Origin of the sequence: Methylobacterium sp. J-026 (assembly GCF_022829585.1) — a bacterium.
GTDB lineage: Bacteria > Pseudomonadota > Alphaproteobacteria > Rhizobiales > Beijerinckiaceae > Methylobacterium.
This window is the reverse complement of record NZ_JAKSYC010000006.1, coordinates 1-15,455: the sequence shown is the minus strand read 5'-3', so window position 1 is coordinate 15,455 and position 15,455 is coordinate 1. Positions and strand designations below refer to the sequence as shown.

The following is a 15,455-nucleotide window of genomic DNA, read 5'->3' as shown; positions in this document are numbered from 1 at the left end:
CCCTCCCCCGCAGAGGGGGGAGGGGACGCGTCGCGCCACGGTCACCGCAGTCACTTCCACGACGCCGCATAGAACCGCGCGACCTCGTCGGGCTGGGCGGTGAAGTTCAGGTCCGCCGTGAAGGCGTAGTTGGTCGCGTAGGAGAACATCGGCAGGGCGTAGGCCTGGGCTGCGATCCGCTGGAGCGCCCGGGCATAGGCGGCCTTGCGCGTCTCCGGATCGGTGGAGCCGTCGCCCGCCTGGAGGTCGGCGATCACCTGCGGGTCCTTGGTCAGATCCTCCTCGCCGCCGCGGAAATACACCCCGTCGAAGGCCGAGACGTCCAGGACCGAGAACGAGCCCCAGGTCTGGTAGCCGATCGAGATCTTGCCGGCCCGCAGGGAATCCCGGAAGGCCGCGTAGCGCAGGTAGTTGAGCCGCACCTTGATGCCGACGGCGCCCAGATAGCCGATCACCGCCTCGGCGTAGTCCCGCTCGCGATAGGCGCCGAGATCGATCTCGAAGCCGTTTCCGTAGCCGGCTTCCTTGAGCAGGGCCCTGGCCTTGGCCGGATCGTAGGGGTAGCGCATCACCCCCTGGTCGGTGCAGCCGAACTGGTCGACGAAGCACAGCGCGTTCATCACCCGGGAGGCGCCGCGCACGAGGTTGTCGACCATCGCCTTGCGGTCGATGGCGTAGCTGATCGCCTGCCGGACGCGGACGTCCTTGAGCGGCGAGTTCTCCTTCGCCCGGCCCAGGGTGTCGAACTGCAGGAAGCCGACCCGCATCGTCTCGGCGTTGAGCACCGTGATATTGGGCGCGGCGCGCAGCTGGTCGGCCTGGTCGCTCGGCACCCGCCAGATCCAGTCGACGCCGCCGGTCATCAATTCGGCCATCCGGCTCTCGCCGTCCGGGATGACCCGGAATTGCAGCTTGCCGATCTTCGGTTTTCCGAGTGGGCTGCCCGCCCAGTACTTCTCGAACCGCTCCATGCTGACGCCGCGGCCGCTGTCGACCTTGGTGATCTTGTACGGTCCGCTGCCGACCGGCGCCCGGGCGAAGCCGTCGAGGCCGACCTTTTTGAAGTAGGTCGCCGGGAAGATCGGCGTCGGGCCGGCGAGGTATTCCAGCGCCGCCGGGAACGGCGCCTTGAGGTGGATGCGGACGCTATGCGGGCCGGTGACCTCCACCGACTTCATCCAGTCGACGTTCTGGCGGGTGACCGTGCGGGCCTCCGGCGTCAGCACGTAGTTGAAGGTGAAGGCCACGTCCTCGGGCCCGAGCGGGTCGCCGTTGTGGAAGGTCACGCCCTCGCGGATCGTCAGGTCGAGGGTCGTGTCGTCCGCCCAGGTCCAGGCGGTCGCCAGCATCGGCTTGTAGGTGCCGTCCTTGGGGTCCCGGTACAGCAGCGTGTCCCAGCAGTTCCGGGCCAGGATCACGCCCTCGCGGGCGCTGTTGTGATACGGGCTGACGTTCTCGGGCTCGCTGTCGGAGGCGTAGACCAGGGTGTCGTCGGCCTTGCCGGCGAGCGCCGGGTGCGCGGCGATCAGGGTCGCGAACGCGGCGGCCAAGGTGGCGCCCAGGGTGAGGGTCCGTAGCGGCATGCAGGCTCCGACGGCGCGGCGGACGAGCCCGGCGGATGGTTCCGCGACTGCCGCCTTTTTCACCCTGCGATGATGTTGTGCATCTGGGATCGCAACAAGTAGAATTTGGCGAGCGGTGCCTTGTCGTTTCGGCAACGGAGAGCGCAGAATAAGCGGATCGAGGCACGATATTGCAGACGACGAGCCTGCGCTACTTCCTGGCCGTGGCCCGCACCGGCTCGATCGCGGCGGCCTCGGCCCAGCTCAACGTGGCGGCCTCGGCGATCAGCCGGCAGATCGCCAACCTGGAGGCCGAGCTCGACTGCGTGCTGTTCGAGCGGCGCCCCCGGGGCATGGTGCCGAGCCCGGCCGGGGAGCTGCTGGCCCAGCACGCCCAGCAGGTCCTGATCCGCTCCGAGCAGGTGGTGACGGAGATCCGGGAGCTCGAAGGCCTGGCCCGGGGGCTGATCCGGGTGGCCTGTTCGGAGGGTTTCGCCCTCGACATCGTCCCCAACACCATCGCGGCCTTCCACGGGGATCATCCCGGGATCCGCTTCGAGGTGACGGTGCTGCCCCCCGCCCTCGTGACCCAGACGGTGGCGGTGGGGGATGTCGATCTCGGCATCACCTTCGCGCTGACGCCGGCCACGCAGGTCGAGACCTTGTACGCCGGGGAGGTGGACATGCTGGCGCTCGCCGCCCCCGACCATCCCCTGGCCCGGGCGCCGGCCCTGACCCTCGTTGACCTGCGCGCCTACCCGGTCGCCCTGCCGACCCGGGACACGACCCTGCGGCACGTCTTCGATGCCGCCTGCGCGCAGGAGGGCATCGCGGTCGAGCCGGTGCTGACCGCCAACACGCTCTCGGCGCTCCTGCCCTTCGTGCGGCGCTCGCGCGGGCTGGCGCTGATGTCGGCGCTCTCGGTGACGACGCCCCTGCGCCTGAACGAGTTGGTCAGCCTGCCGATCCGCTCCCGGGCGAGCCTCGCCCGCGGCATCCAGGTCCAGGCCATGCGCGACCGGCGCCTGCCCCGGGCGGTGCGGGCGTTCCTGCGCCGGCTGCTCGACGCCCTGCCGCCGCCGCTGGCGGACCGATAGGGTCGCGCCCGGGGCCCGCTCACAGGCCCCGGCCCGACGCGGCGGCGCAGCTGTGGTCCAGAACGTCCTCGGCGCTGGCGCTCGGCGCCCGGTAGGCCAGCAGGATGAAGCCCGGCTCGGGATCGCCCGGCGGCGTCGCCACCGCGGCGAAGCTCGTCCGGTGCAGGTCCGGCCGGGCGCCCGGCAGGGTGCGCAGGGCGGCGAACGGGTTGAACCGCGCGGCCTCCGCCTCCGGCACGCGCAGGGCGGAATAGCGGTCGCCGGCGAGCGGCTGCGGGAAGCGGGTCCAGGTTCTGCGGATCTGGCGGCCATGGGCCCGCAGGGCCGCGAGCACGCTCGGCTTGAGGCAGTCGAGATGGATGTGGAGCTGGTCCTGGCTGCGGCCCCGGGCCGAGTTCACCGCCAAGCCCACGGCCTCGGGCGGCAGTTTCCCCTGCAGCGCCTCCGACACGAGGGGCCGCGCCGCGAGCGCCGCCCGCCAGTAGGCGGCCCCGCGCGGGCCGCGCAGGATCGGCGCTTCGAGGCCCGCCACGGTGTCGGTGGGCATGACCACGCTGTGGGTCGGCTCACCCGGCGCGCGCAGGACCGCCGAGCCGGGCCGCTCCCCGTCGCCCAGATCGACCGACAGGCACGGGAAGGTCCGGTTGGCGAGCCGCTTGGCGAGGACGCAGGTCTTCAGCGCCGCCCACAGGACGTTGCGGCTGGGATCGGACGCGGCCGAGGCGCCCGTCGGGGCCGGCATCGCGACGGCGACGAGGAGGGCGGCGAGCAACGTGCGGCGCATGGAGGCTCCCGGTCGGGCCGTCGGGGTGGCGGCCCGCGCCTCCGCGATAGCCGATCGCCCCCCGCCCCGGCAAAGGTCCGGCGGCCCTGACGGCCGGTCGGGCGCCCGCCAGCGCTGGCGCGCCCTCCCCCCTCTGCGGGCGACGATGGTTCCGCATCTCCGGACGCGGCGCGGGGGTGCCCGCACCACCGCGAGAGCCGAGGCATGAACCGCCGCGCGAAAGATCCGAACGCGATCAACCGGATGCGTCGCCGGCACCGCTCCGGACCGCCCCGCGCGGCCGCGCGCGGAACGCCCCCGCGAATCCGACAGGGCTTGCGAACCCGATAAGGACTTGCGAACCCGAAAGGACTTGCGCAGCCGGGCGGATCCGGACAGGCCGGGTTCCGGTTCATGCCGGGGCGCCGCGCCCCGTCCGGAGACCGAGCTTGCCCGCGCCGAGTCCCACAGCACCGCCGCCCGCGCGCCGCCGCATCGCCGCGGGCCGGGGCAGCCTGAACCGGCCCGGCGCGGATCTCCGGCGGCTGCCGACAGGCCTCGACCTCCGGAACGTGCGCCTCGTGGAGGGCGTGCGCGCCGCCTTCGCGTTCGGCGTCGTCATCCTGATCAACCTCTGGGTGCAGTGGCCGCCGCTGCTGACCATGGCGCTCGCCGCCAACCTCGCCTGTTTCTGCGACAATGGCGGCCCGATGCGGGCGCGCCTGCGGGTGCTCACCGCCTTCTCGATCCTCGGCGGCCTGCTCTGGGGCGGGCTCGGCCTGATCCAGCCCCTGGGGCTCCCGGTGGTCGTCCCGGTGGCCTGCGCGCTGATCTTCGCCTGCTCCTACGCGCGGGTCTGGAGCGTGCAGGCGCAATCGGCCGGCAACGTGCTGGTGGTCGTCCTGTGCATCGCCCTCGACCGGCCCCTGAGCCCCGAGCAGGCGGCCGTCACCGTGCTGATGTTCGCCGCGGGCGGTCTCTGGGCGACCTTCCTGGCCCTCGTGATCTGGCGGCTGCATCCCTACCGGCCGGCCCACCGGGCGGTGGCGGAGGTCTGGCGCGACCTCGCGCGGCTCTGCGGCGACCTGGAGCGGCTCGTCGCCCTGCCGGAGCCCGACGCCGAGGCCTTCGACGGCCATGCCAGGGGTCACCGGCGCGGCGTGCGGGCGAGCATCGAGACCGCCCGGACCATGATCCTCGACCTCGCCCGCTCCCGCGAGCGGGTCTCGGACCGCACCGCCCAGGCGCTGCTGCGCCTAGAGAGCGCCGAGCAGATTTTTTCGGCTTTGATCGCGGTCGGTGAGTTGATCGACAGCCGCCCGGATGCGCGCCGCCGCGCCCTCGCAAAACTGTTCCTGCGCCGCCTGCGCCCCCTGCTGGTGACCATCGCCCGGGCGATCCGCGACGATGTCGACCTCGACCTCGCCCGCCTGGAGCACTCGATCGCCCGGACGGCTGAGGGCCTGGCGGAGGATCCGACCCTGGCGCGCCTGGCCGAGCGGATCGTCGGGCGCGTGCGGATCGGCGCCAAGCTGTCGACCCCGGAGGGCTACCGCCCCGGGGGCACCCTCACGGAGGGGGGCCGCCTCGACCGCTGGACCCGCTATGCCGGGCCGCTGCGGCAGAACTTCACCCTGGCCTCGCCGAACCTGCGGCATGCCCTGCGGGCGAGCGCGGTCTCGGCCCCGGCGCTGGCCGCGACCCTGACCTATGCGGGCGCCTTCACGCATTGGCTGGTGATGACCGTGGTGCTGACCATGCAGCCCTTCTACGCGGCGACCTGGCAGCGGGCGCTGGAGCGGATCGGCGGCACGGTGCTGGGCGGCCTGGCGGGGGCGGTGCTCGCCTACTACGCCACGACCCCGCTCAGCGAGGCCGGGCTGATCCTGGTGCTCAGCATCGTCGGCTTCGCGGCCCGCCAGATCTCCTACGGCTTCTTCGTCGCCTGCCTGACGCCCCTCGTGGTGCTGCTGGTCGAGCTGCTGGAGCCCGGCCACAGTTCCTGGGAGATCGTCGCCATGCGCGGCGGCTTCACGGTGCTGGGCGGGCTGATCGCGGTGGCGAGCTGCCTGGTGCTGTGGCCGATCTGGGAGCCGGATCAGGTCCGCCAGGAGCTGCGCCGCGCGCTCAAGGGCCATGCCGGCCTCGCCGAGGCGGTGCTGCTCGGCCCCCCCGGCGAGGCCCGCGAGGCCGCGATCCTGGCGCAGAACCGCGCCGCCGGCCTCGCCCTCAACGACTTGGAGGCGGCCCTGTCGCGCGCCCTGCAGCAGCCCCGGGCCGGCCATCATCCCGAGGTGGAATCCGCCCTGGTGGCGGACGCGACCCTGCGCCGGATCAGCGCCCGGCTCACGGTGCTGCGCCACGCCCCCGAGGCGGTGGATCCGAGGGCCGAGACCTGGCGGGGCTGGATCGCCGCCACCCTGGCGGCTTTGGCCGAGGACCGGCCGCTGCCGGAGCGGCCCGCCCTCGACCGGGGGCAATCGCTCATCCGGCTCGTGAGCCAGGTCGATCTCCTGGTCGGAACCCTGCGCCCGGGGGAGATCCGGGCGGTGCCGCCGACCGGGGACGTGGATCCCGGGCTCGGCCTGTCCGTCCCCGCGCCCTGAGGCGCGATAGCGGAGTCGATGCGGGGTCCCGGATCGCCCGGGGCCCCGGGCCGTGTCAGAACCGCGCCAGGGCGTTCGCCGGGCCGCCGGCATGCGGTCCGCTGTAGCGATAGGCGGGCGCCCGCTCGGCGCGGACATCGTCCTGCCGCAGGAGGGGGCCGTGGCCGACCCAGCCCGAATAGGCCGAGGCCGGATAGGGCGAATGCTTCGAATCCAGGCCCTGGGCGAGGGCGGGCGTGGCGGCGGCGAGGAGGGCGGCGGCGGCGAGGATACGGATCGTCATGATGATCTCCTGGTGTCTTCGTATGACGTCGACGGGACGTCATCCGGTCAACCGAGTCGGGTAAGGACGATCGTCGGCACGGTATACGGGTCGGCGGTCTCGATCACTCCGGCTTTGCTTGGCCGAATGTGATCTCTCAACCGGGATACTCTGCCTCCGGTTCGGCCGATGCCGTGCGCTGGCGCACGGGGTGCGGCCCGGAACGCCGTGGCCCCGGGCGGGACGGTCCGGCGCGGGCGGGGATGCGTCCCGCGCGGAAGCGTGCCACAGACCGCGGCCTGAAAGGGATGCACCATCATGCGGCTGATCGTCGGCCTCGGAAACCCGGGTTCGCGCTACGCGAACAACCGGCACAATATCGGCTTCCTCGCCGTCGACGCGATCGCCCGGCAACACCGGGCGAGCCCGTTCCGGCACCGGTTCCAGGGCGAGGCCGCCGAACTGGTGCTGGGCACCGAGCGGGCGATCCTGCTCAAGCCCTCGACCTTCATGAACGAGTCCGGCCGCGCGGTCGCGGAGGCGCAGCGCTTCTACAAGATCCCGCTCGCCGACGTGATCGTGCTCCACGACGAACTCGACCTCGCCCCGGCCAAGCTCCGGGTGAAGCTCGGCGGCGGCAATGCCGGCCATAACGGCCTGCGCTCGATCACCGCCCAATGCGGCAACGACTATCGCCGGGTCCGCCTCGGCATCGGTCATCCCGGCGACAAGGCCCTGGTGCACGCCTACGTGCTCAACGATTTCGGCAAGGCCGAGCAGCCCTGGGTCGAGGATCTCTGCCACGCGGTCGCCGACCACGCCGCGCTGCTGGCGGCGGGCGAGGATGCGAGCTTCCAGAATAAGGTCCATCTCGCCATGGCGGGCCGCGGCTGGGACGACGTGAAGACGCTGGGCGCCCGAAATTGACACGAAAACACGAGGACACGATATAGATCGGCCTCGGAGGCCGCCATGAAGAACGTCACTGTGACGATGAGCGAGACTTTGCTGCAGCGGGCGCGCGTCGCGGCCGCGCGCGACGGCAAGAGCCTGTCGCGCTTCGTGGCCGAGGCCGTCGAGCAGCGCGTCGGCCGGCCCCTGACGCAGCTCGAAGCGATCGAGCGGTTCCTGGCCGGACCGCCCCTCCACGTTCTGGACGAGAACGGGAAAGCTCCGACCCGAGACCAGCTGTACGATGACGACTGATCGCGTCTTCGTCGATACGAACGTCTTCCTGTATGCCCGCGACGACCGGTTTCCGGACAAGCAACGGACGGCGACCCACTGGCTCGCGATTCTCGCGGCGCGCGAGGCCCTCGTGGTGAGCCCGCAGGTGCTCGGCGAACTCCACAACGCGGTCCTGCGCGGCAAGGTCGCCGTGGCGGGGGCCGAGATGCGACGCATGACGGTGGAGATGCAACCCTTCTCGCAGGGTGCGACGGATCCTGAACTCATCACGCTGGCCTGGGCGATCCGGGCCGAGACCGCCTTCCAATGGTGGGATTGCGTCATCCTCGCGGCCGCAATTCGCGCCGGGTGCCGCTATCTTCTATCGGAGGACTACCAGCACGACCGCACGGTCCGCGGCACCACCATCCTCAACCCTTTCATGGTCGGCCCCGAGGCCGTCGTGACCGAACACTAGGACCGATCCATGGGCTTCAAATGCGGCATCGTCGGCCTGCCGAACGTCGGCAAGTCGACCCTGTTCAACGCGCTGACGCAGACGGCGGCCGCGCAGGCGGCGAACTATCCGTTCTGCACCATCGAGCCGAATGTCGGCGAGGTGGCGGTGCCGGATCCACGCCTGGACGACCTCGTCCGGATCGCGAGCTCGAAGGAAAAAATCCCGACGCGGCTGACCTTCGTGGACATCGCCGGGCTGGTGCGCGGCGCCTCCAAGGGCGAGGGCCTGGGCAACCAGTTCCTGGCCAATATCCGCGAGGTCGACGCCATCGCCCACGTGGTCCGCTGCTTCACGGACGGCGACGTCACCCATGTCGAGGGCAAGGTCGATCCGGCGGCCGACATCGAGACCATCGAGACCGAGCTGATGCTGGCCGATCTCGACAGCCTGGAGCGCCGGGCCGTGGCCCTGGAGAAGAAGGCCAAGGGCGCCGACAAGGAGGCCAAGGAGAGCCTCGACCTCGTCAACCGCGCCCTGCCGCTCCTGCGCGAGGGCAAGCCGGCGCGGCTGGTCGAGCGCAAGCCGGACGAGGAAAAACTGTTCCAGTCCCTCGGGCTGATGACCGCCAAGCCGGTGCTCTACGTCTGCAACGTCGACGAGAGCGATGCCGACAAGGGCAACGCCTATTCGGAGGCGGTCTTCGCCCGGGCCAAGGCGGAGGGCGCCATCGCGGTGGTGGTCTCGGCCAAGATCGAGAGCGAGATCGCCGTGATGGCGGACGCCGACCAGGCCGAGTTCCTGGACGCCGTGGGGCTCACAGAGCCCGGCCTCAACCGGGTGATCCGCGCCGGCTACGACCTGCTCGGCCTCGTCACCTACTTCACGGTCGGCCCCAAGGAGGCCCGGGCCTGGACGATCACCAAGGGCACCCGCGCGCCGGGGGCCGCCGGCGTGATCCACTCGGATTTCGAGAAGGGCTTCATCCGGGCCGAGACCATCGCGTTCACGGACTACACCACGCTCAACGGCGAGGCCGGGGCCCGGGACGCCGGCAAGCTGCGGCTGGAGGGCAAGGACTACGTCGTGCAGGACGGCGACGTGCTGCATTTCCGCTTCGCCAACTGATCGACCCTGGACGAGCCCGCCATGCCGGATCCCGCCCTCGAGGATTTCACGGTCGGCGACGTGATCGTCGGCGCGCCTTTGGTCGTCACCCGCGACGCCATCGTGGATTTCGCCAGGCAGTTCGACTTCCAGCCCTTCCACCTCGACGCGGCGGCGGCTGAGGCGACCTTCGCGGGCCGGCTGATCGGCTCGGGCTGGCACACGGCGGCGCTGGGCATGCGGATGCTGCAGCAGGGGCCGTTCCGGGGCGGCTCGTCCCTCGGGGCGCCGGGGATCGACGAATTGCGCTGGCTCGTGCCGGTCCTGCCGGGGGATGCCCTGACGCTGACCTTCCGGGTGGTCGGGATCCGGGATTCGGCGTCCAAGCCGGGGCTCGGCTTCGTCACCGCCGAGGTCGCCCTCGACAACCCGGGCGGCGAAACGGTGCTGACCCAGCGCTTCACCTTCATGCTGGCCCGGCGCGGCAACGATCCCCTGCCCCCGCGGCCCGTGGAGACCGGCGTGCCGGGGCCCGTCGCCGAGCCGGAGGATGCCGAGATCCTGCCGTTCCTGCGCGATGCCGCGCTCGGTGCCGTACGCGATCTCGGCCCCTATCCGTTCAGCGCCGAGGCGATCGTCGCCTTCGCGCGCGCCTACGATCCGCAGGCCTTCCACCTCGACCCCGAGGCGGCGCGGCGCAGCCATTTCGGCGGGCTCTGCGCCTCCGGCTGGCACACGGCCGCCGCCTACATGAACCGGCTGCTCACGACCCGCGCCCGCGACGCCGCCTACACGGCGACCCGCGGCCCGGTCCCCGAGGCGGGCCCCTCGCCGGGCTTCAAGAACCTGCGCTGGCTCAAGCCCGTCTACGTGGGCGACATCGTCCGGTTCAGCGCCAGGCTCACCGACAAGCGCGCCTCCGCGTCCCGCCCCGGCTGGGGGCTGGCCTTCGCCCGCAATACGGGGGTGAACCAGCGCGGCGAGCCGGTCTTTTCCTTCGACAGCGCCGTGTTCCACCGCTGGGAGCCGTGAGCGCGGCGGCTCCAGAGGATGCTGCCCGGACCGGGCCCACGGATCCGGGGGAAGGCAGCACGTGGGCACCCCACATCGATGAATACTGACTTTTAAGGACAAATTCTTCTGGATTTATAAATATATTTTATATCGATAAGCAGAAAAAATTTAATTGCTCTTCAATTTTGCCCCTCGTGAAAACTCTGCGGATGAAGCCGCGGATAGGGCTCGCGTTCCGGAGCCATCGACGGATCGGTAGCCGCGATATAAGACAACCCGATCGATCGACTGGGTGCCGCACGCGTTGCGGGGCGCGAGATATTGATGTCAGCATCTCAAATAAAAAATATCGTATTCGTCGGGAATTGCAATGCTACCGATCTGGTTTCGTTCTTTTCTCAAATAACGTCCTTGAAGGACGATTTCGAATTTCACCCGCTCGCCCTCCACATCACCCCGACCCCATCCCCTGACGTGCAGGCGATCGTCGACAGCGCCCACGCCGTCTTCATCCAGGGCATCGCCGAAGCCGAGCGGTACGAGCGGGAATCGGTTCCGCCGGGTGTCGCCCGGCTCGGATATCCGAACCTGCTGCGGCGTGCGTTCTGGCCGTTCGACGGCCTCATCTACGGCCGGGACAGGCTGGCCGAGGCGGATGCCGCCCAGGGTGGCCTCGTGCGCTTCCCGGACGGCCTCCTGGCCAGGCTGCGCGACGACGTCCCGGATCCCGAGGCGCGGTTCGCCGCCTATCGCGACCTCGCGGTGCCCGGCCTCGTCAAGAGCTTCGCCCGCTTCCTCGAGATGGAGAACGAGACCCTCGGCGCGCTCGACGCGACCTATCGCTGCGATCTCGGGGCGTTCATCCGCGACAACGACAGAACGCGGCAGCTCTTCCACTGGCTCGGCCACCCGAGCGGCATCCTCTATCGGGAGTTGATGGCCTATTGCTGCGGGAAGCTCGGCATCGCGCCCGAGCTCCCGGACCCCTCCGCCCTCGATGCCTGGGGCACCATGCAGGTGCCGGTGCATCCGGCGGTGGCCGAGCAGCTCGGCCTGGAATGGGCCCAGCCCGGTCGGACATACCACTACGCGCCGATGGGCCAGGTCACCTGGGAGGCGTTCACGCGTGCCTACATCCGGCATCTCGGCTGAGCGGAAGGAGAGCGGCGTGACATCTCCGGACCTCCCGAAGGCCCCCGGCCTCCCGTGGCTCCCCGCGCCGCCCGACGACTGGCGCGAGCGCCTCGCGGGGGCCCTGGCCGATCCGGATCCGGCCGGCGCCTGGGCGAGCCTCACCGCCCTGGCCCGGACGAATCTCGACTTCGTGCAGACCACCCGCGTCCAGGCCGGCCTGTCCCGGCGCTTCCCCGACGGGCCGCCCGCGCACCTGACGACGAAGCCGGTGCGCCTCGCCGTGCTCGGCTCGGCGACGCAGACGCATCTGTTCGCGGCCCTCCGGGTCGCGGCCCTGCGCCGCGGCATCTGGCTGGCGCTGCACGAGCCCGGCTACGGCCAGTACCTGCAGGAACTCGAGGCGCCGGGCCCGGAGCTGCGCGCGTTCGGGGCCGACACCGTCCTGTTCGCCCTCGACGCCCACCACCTCACCCAGGGCGCGCGGGACCTGGCCGACCTCCAGGAGGCCGACGCGGCCGTCGACCGGCTGGCGGACCGGCTGGCGGGCTGCTGGACGGCGGCGCAGGAGCGGCTCGGCTGCCGGGTCCTGCAGCAGACGGTGCTGCCGGTCTTCCCGGCCCTGTTCGGCAGCAACGAGCACCGCATGCCCGGCTCCCGGCACCGGTTCGTCGCGCGCCTGAACGCGGGGCTCCGCGCGCGTGCCGACGCCGCCGGGGTCGACCTGGTCGCCGTCGACGATGCCGCCGCACGGCACGGGATCGGCGCTTGGCACAACCCCGTGCTGTGGCACCGCGCCAAGCAGGAGGTCTCGCCGACGGTGTCGCCGCTCTACGGCGAGCTGGTGGCCCGGGTCCTGGCCGCCCGGCAGGGCCTGACGGCCAAGGGCCTGGTGTTCGACCTCGACAACACCCTCTGGGGCGGCGTGATCGGGGATGACGGCCTCGACGGCATCGTCCTCGGCCACGGCGACGCCCAGGGCGAGGCCTTCCTGGCCGTCCAGCAGTTCGGGCTCGATCAGGCCCGGCGCGGCATCCTGCTGGCGGTCTGCTCCAAGAACGACCCGGCCAACGCCCGCGCGCCGTTCGAGAGCCACCCCGACATGCTCCTGCGGTCGAAGGACATCGCCTGCTTCGTCGCCAATTGGGACGACAAGGCCACCAACCTCCGGGCGATCGCCCGGCAGCTCAATATCGGCCTCGACAGCCTCGTCTTCGTCGACGACAACCCGTTCGAGCGCGACCTCGTCCGGACCGAACTGCCGATGGTCGCGGTCCCGGAGCTGCCGGAGGATCCCGCGCTGGTCCCGCAGAGCTTGGCGGAGGCGGGCTATTTCGAGGGTGTCGTCCTCACCGCCGACGATCGCAACCGCGCCACGCAGTACCGGCAGAACGCGGAACGGGACGCCGCCCTCGCGGGCGCGACCGACCTGGGATCGTATCTCCGGGGCCTGCAGATGGTCCTGGACTGGTCGCGGTTCGACGCGACCAACCTGCCGCGGATCGTGCAGCTGATCAACAAGACCAACCAGTTCAACCTGACGACGACGCGCTACGCCGAGGACGAGATCCGCGCGCTCATGGCCGATCCGGGCGCGGTCGGGCTGCACCTGCGCCTCCGGGACCGCTTCGGCGACAACGGCCTCATCGCGGTCGTCATCGGTCTCCGGCGCGGCACCGACCTCGTGATCGACACCTGGCTGATGAGCTGCCGGGTCCTGAAGCGCCGGGTCGAGGAGGCGACGCTGGACGTGCTCGCCGCCGAGGCCGGCCGCCTGGGGGCCCGGGCCCTCGTCGGCACGTACCGGCCGACCCCGAAGAACGGGATGGTCGCCGACCATTACCGGCAGCTCGGGTTCATGCCGGACGGCGTCGGGGAGGGCGGCGCGACGCGCTGGCGCCTCGACCTGCCGGGTCCCGGGCGGCCCGAGCTTCCCCTGACGATTGTGGAGACCATCCGATGACCCAGGACGCCATCTATGCCGGGCTGACGCAGATCTTCCGGGACGTCCTGGCCGACGACGGGATCGAGCTGCACCCCGAGACCACCGCCGACGACGTCGAGGGGTGGGATTCCGCGAGCCACATCAACATCCTCCTGGCGGCCGAGGAGCATTTCGGCATCCGGATGTCGAGCGCCGAGATCGAGAGGCTGACGCGCGTCGGCGCCCTCGCCGACCTGATCCAGGCCAAGACCCAGGCCAAGACCCAGGCCAAGGTCGCACAGAGCTGAGGGGCCGCCTTGGACAGCCTGGCCGAGCGCCGCTTCACCCCCGACGACCAGCGCGCCTTCGCGGCGATGTCGGGCGACCACAACCCGATGCACATGGACGCCCAGGCGGCGCGGCGCCTGCAGGCCGGGCGGCCGGTGGTGCATGGAATCCATGCGGTGCTGTGGGCGATCGAGGCCGCCGCCGAACTGCCGACCGGGGCCGAGGCCCTGACGGTGCAGTTCGACCGGATGATCTATGTCGGCGACCTGTGCCGGCTCCGGCGCGGCCGACGGGGCGCCGAGGGCACGCATCTGGAGATCGTCGTCGACGATGTCGCGGTCACCCGCATCGGCCTCCTGCCCGCAGCCGACCGGCCGCCGCCGCCCGCTTCGTCCGACGCGCGGACATTGGCCCTGGAGACGCGCGGGGCCGAGGTCGCGGCGGCGTTCCCCCGCGCCGCGGCCGCGCTCGGCCTCGCCACCCTGGTCGACCTCGTCGGGCTGTCGAAGCTCGTCGGGATGGTCTGCCCGGGCCTGCACTCGATCTTCCGCGGCTTCTCGGTGGCCCGCGGGGCGGGGGCGGCGGTCGGCGCCGAGATGCGGTTTTCCGTGCTGCGCGACGACGCGCGCTTCAACCTCGTCAGCCTGCGGGTGGACGGCACCGGCCTGAGCGGGCAGGTCGACGCGTTCCGGCGCCCGCCGCCGACGGCTCAGCCCGGCATCGATGCCCTGCGCGGGCGCGTCCAGCCGGAGGCGTTCGCCGGGCGCCGGGCCCTGGTGGTCGGCGGTTCGCGCGGCCTCGGGGAACTGACCGCGAAGCTGCTGGCGCTCGGCGGGGCCGCCGTGACGATCACCTTCGCGGTCGGCGACGGCGAGGCCGGCCGCGTCGCCGAGGAGATCCGCGCGGCCGGCGGCCGCTGCGAGGTTCTCAGGCTCGACGTGCGGCAGCGGCCCATCGCCGGACACTTGCCCGCGGGCCGGGTCTTCGACCAGCTCTACTATTTCGCGACGCCGTCCATCTTCGGCAAGCGCGGCAGGGCGCTCGACGCCGCCCTGCTCGACACGATGACGGCATTCTACGTCCACGCCTTCTACGAGACCTGTGCCGCCCTGCGCGATGCCGGGCCGCACGCCATCGACGTGTTCTACCCGTCGAGCGTCGCCGTCGCGGCGCGGCCGGCCGGTCTCACCGAGTACGCGATGGCCAAGGCCGCCGGCGAGGTGCTGTGCGCCGACCTGCCGCGGCTGCTCAAGGGCGTGCGGGCCCATGTCCGGCGCCTGCCGCGCCTGCAGACGGACCAGACGGCCAGCGTGCAGCCGGTGGAGACCGGATCGGCGATCGACGAGATGCTGGCGGCGATCCACAGCGTCCAGCCGACTGCGCCGGATATCGGACCCGGGACGCTGCGCTAGGGGCGTGGACTCGATCAGTGCGCGCGTCAGGCGGCTGGTTTCGACCCAAGTCGGACGCTCAGGCTAGTCTACCGCCTGTCCGTTAGCGGACGCGGGATCAGTGCCCGCGTCATCACGCGCCGACCTGCAGGGTCCGGCCGAAGAGCGCGAGCATTTCGCTCCAGCCCCGCTCGGCGGCGGCGTGATCGTAGACAGGAAAGTCCGGCATCATCCAACCGTGCGCGGCCGCATACGTTTGCGATGTATAGCGCACGCCGGCCTCCGTCAGAGATCTTTCAAGGCGCTCAGCCATTGCAGGCGGATAGCTGCCATCGTTCTCCGCCGCGCCAATGTAGACCTCCGCCTTCAGCTTCGGCGCGAATAGGTGGGGGCTCGTGGGCGCATCGGTCGCGAGATTGCCCCCGTGAAAGCTTGCGGCCGCCGCGAACCGCTCGGGGTAGGTTCCCGCTGTAGCCAGAGCCATGCCGCCGCCCATGCAGAAGCCCACCACCCCGACCTTGCCACCGCCGACGTCATCACGCGTGTCGAGGTAAGCGAGCATGGCCTCCGCATCCTCAGCGGCCTTCAAGGGGCTGGTTGTGGCCATCAGCGGTCCAAGGATTGCGCGAAAGTCACCCGCGAACACCGCCTTGGGCACGAATGGCCCGTAGGGTCCGTACCGGTAG

The 15,455-nt window shown here is 71.2% G+C and carries 15 protein-coding genes; 11 read left to right on the top strand and 4 right to left on the bottom strand.

The genetic code is table 11. The annotated features are described in order from the left end of the window. Positions 1 to 50 precede the first annotated feature (50 nt). Positions 51 to 1,583 carry an ABC transporter substrate-binding protein gene (locus MKK69_RS00150; RefSeq protein WP_243964612.1) on the bottom strand — a complete coding sequence of 511 codons (1,533 nt, stop codon included), beginning with the start codon at positions 1,581 to 1,583 and terminating at the stop codon, positions 51 to 53. A 170-nt stretch (positions 1,584 to 1,753) separates the two neighbouring features. Here MKK69_RS00150 and MKK69_RS00145 point away from each other — a divergent pair, with 170 nt between their 5' ends. After that, positions 1,754 to 2,659: a LysR family transcriptional regulator gene (locus tag MKK69_RS00145; RefSeq protein ID WP_243964611.1), complete on the top strand. Its 906-nt coding sequence runs from the start codon at positions 1,754 to 1,756 to the stop codon at positions 2,657 to 2,659. A gap of 19 nt (positions 2,660 to 2,678) precedes the next feature. Here MKK69_RS00145 and MKK69_RS00140 read toward each other — a convergent pair whose 3' ends face one another. Then, a complete protein-coding gene (locus MKK69_RS00140; protein ID WP_243964610.1) occupies positions 2,679 to 3,443 on the bottom strand; it encodes a CDP-diacylglycerol diphosphatase in 765 nt (254 codons plus the stop codon). A 428-nt stretch (positions 3,444 to 3,871) separates the two neighbouring features. Between MKK69_RS00140 and MKK69_RS00135 the strand changes: the two genes are divergently transcribed. Then, complete coding sequence (locus MKK69_RS00135; RefSeq protein WP_243964609.1) at positions 3,872 to 6,028, top strand: FUSC family protein; 2,157 nt, start codon at positions 3,872 to 3,874, stop codon at positions 6,026 to 6,028. A gap of 55 nt (positions 6,029 to 6,083) precedes the next feature. Here the strand turns inward: MKK69_RS00135 and MKK69_RS00130 are convergent, their stop codons facing one another. Further along, positions 6,084 to 6,311 carry a hypothetical protein gene (locus MKK69_RS00130; RefSeq protein WP_243964607.1) on the bottom strand — a complete coding sequence of 76 codons (228 nt, stop codon included), beginning with the start codon at positions 6,309 to 6,311 and terminating at the stop codon, positions 6,084 to 6,086. Positions 6,312 to 6,608: 297 nt separating this feature from the next. On the opposite strand from MKK69_RS00130, the gene pth reads away from it, so the two are divergent. From pth to MKK69_RS00085, 9 genes are all read left to right on the top strand, one after another. Further along, positions 6,609 to 7,217, top strand: a complete 609-nt coding sequence (gene pth, locus MKK69_RS00125; RefSeq protein WP_243964606.1) for an aminoacyl-tRNA hydrolase — start codon at positions 6,609 to 6,611, stop codon at positions 7,215 to 7,217. Positions 7,218 to 7,262: 45 nt separating this feature from the next. Beyond that, positions 7,263 to 7,496: a hypothetical protein gene (locus tag MKK69_RS00120; protein ID WP_243964605.1), complete on the top strand. Its 234-nt coding sequence runs from the start codon at positions 7,263 to 7,265 to the stop codon at positions 7,494 to 7,496. Next, positions 7,486 to 7,935: a PIN domain-containing protein gene (locus MKK69_RS00115; RefSeq protein WP_243964604.1), complete on the top strand. Its 450-nt coding sequence runs from the start codon at positions 7,486 to 7,488 to the stop codon at positions 7,933 to 7,935. The genes MKK69_RS00120 and MKK69_RS00115 overlap by 11 nt, the downstream gene beginning before the upstream one ends. A 9-nt stretch (positions 7,936 to 7,944) precedes the next feature. Continuing rightward, positions 7,945 to 9,042 carry a redox-regulated ATPase YchF gene (gene ychF, locus MKK69_RS00110; protein ID WP_243964603.1) on the top strand — a complete coding sequence of 366 codons (1,098 nt, stop codon included), beginning with the start codon at positions 7,945 to 7,947 and terminating at the stop codon, positions 9,040 to 9,042. A gap of 21 nt (positions 9,043 to 9,063) precedes the next feature. After that, positions 9,064 to 10,053 carry a MaoC/PaaZ C-terminal domain-containing protein gene (locus MKK69_RS00105; RefSeq protein ID WP_243964602.1) on the top strand — a complete coding sequence of 330 codons (990 nt, stop codon included), beginning with the start codon at positions 9,064 to 9,066 and terminating at the stop codon, positions 10,051 to 10,053. A gap of 306 nt (positions 10,054 to 10,359) precedes the next feature. Next, a complete protein-coding gene (locus MKK69_RS00100; RefSeq protein WP_243964600.1) occupies positions 10,360 to 11,187 on the top strand; it encodes a WcbI family polysaccharide biosynthesis putative acetyltransferase in 828 nt (275 codons plus the stop codon). A 16-nt stretch (positions 11,188 to 11,203) separates the two neighbouring features. Beyond that, positions 11,204 to 13,129: an HAD-IIIC family phosphatase gene (locus MKK69_RS00095; RefSeq protein ID WP_243964599.1), complete on the top strand. Its 1,926-nt coding sequence runs from the start codon at positions 11,204 to 11,206 to the stop codon at positions 13,127 to 13,129. Next, complete coding sequence (locus MKK69_RS00090) at positions 13,126 to 13,398, top strand: acyl carrier protein (protein ID WP_243964598.1); 273 nt, start codon at positions 13,126 to 13,128, stop codon at positions 13,396 to 13,398. The genes MKK69_RS00095 and MKK69_RS00090 overlap by 4 nt, the downstream gene beginning before the upstream one ends. Positions 13,399 to 13,407: 9 nt before the next feature. Beyond that, positions 13,408 to 14,790 (top strand): SDR family NAD(P)-dependent oxidoreductase, encoded by a 1,383-nt coding sequence (locus MKK69_RS00085; protein ID WP_243964597.1) that lies wholly within the window; start codon positions 13,408 to 13,410, stop codon positions 14,788 to 14,790. 112 nt (positions 14,791 to 14,902) lie between these two features. Here the strand turns inward: MKK69_RS00085 and MKK69_RS00080 are convergent. After that, positions 14,903 to 15,455, bottom strand: a 553-nt coding sequence (locus MKK69_RS00080; RefSeq protein ID WP_243964596.1) for a dienelactone hydrolase family protein, incomplete at its 5' end; no start/stop codon positions are given.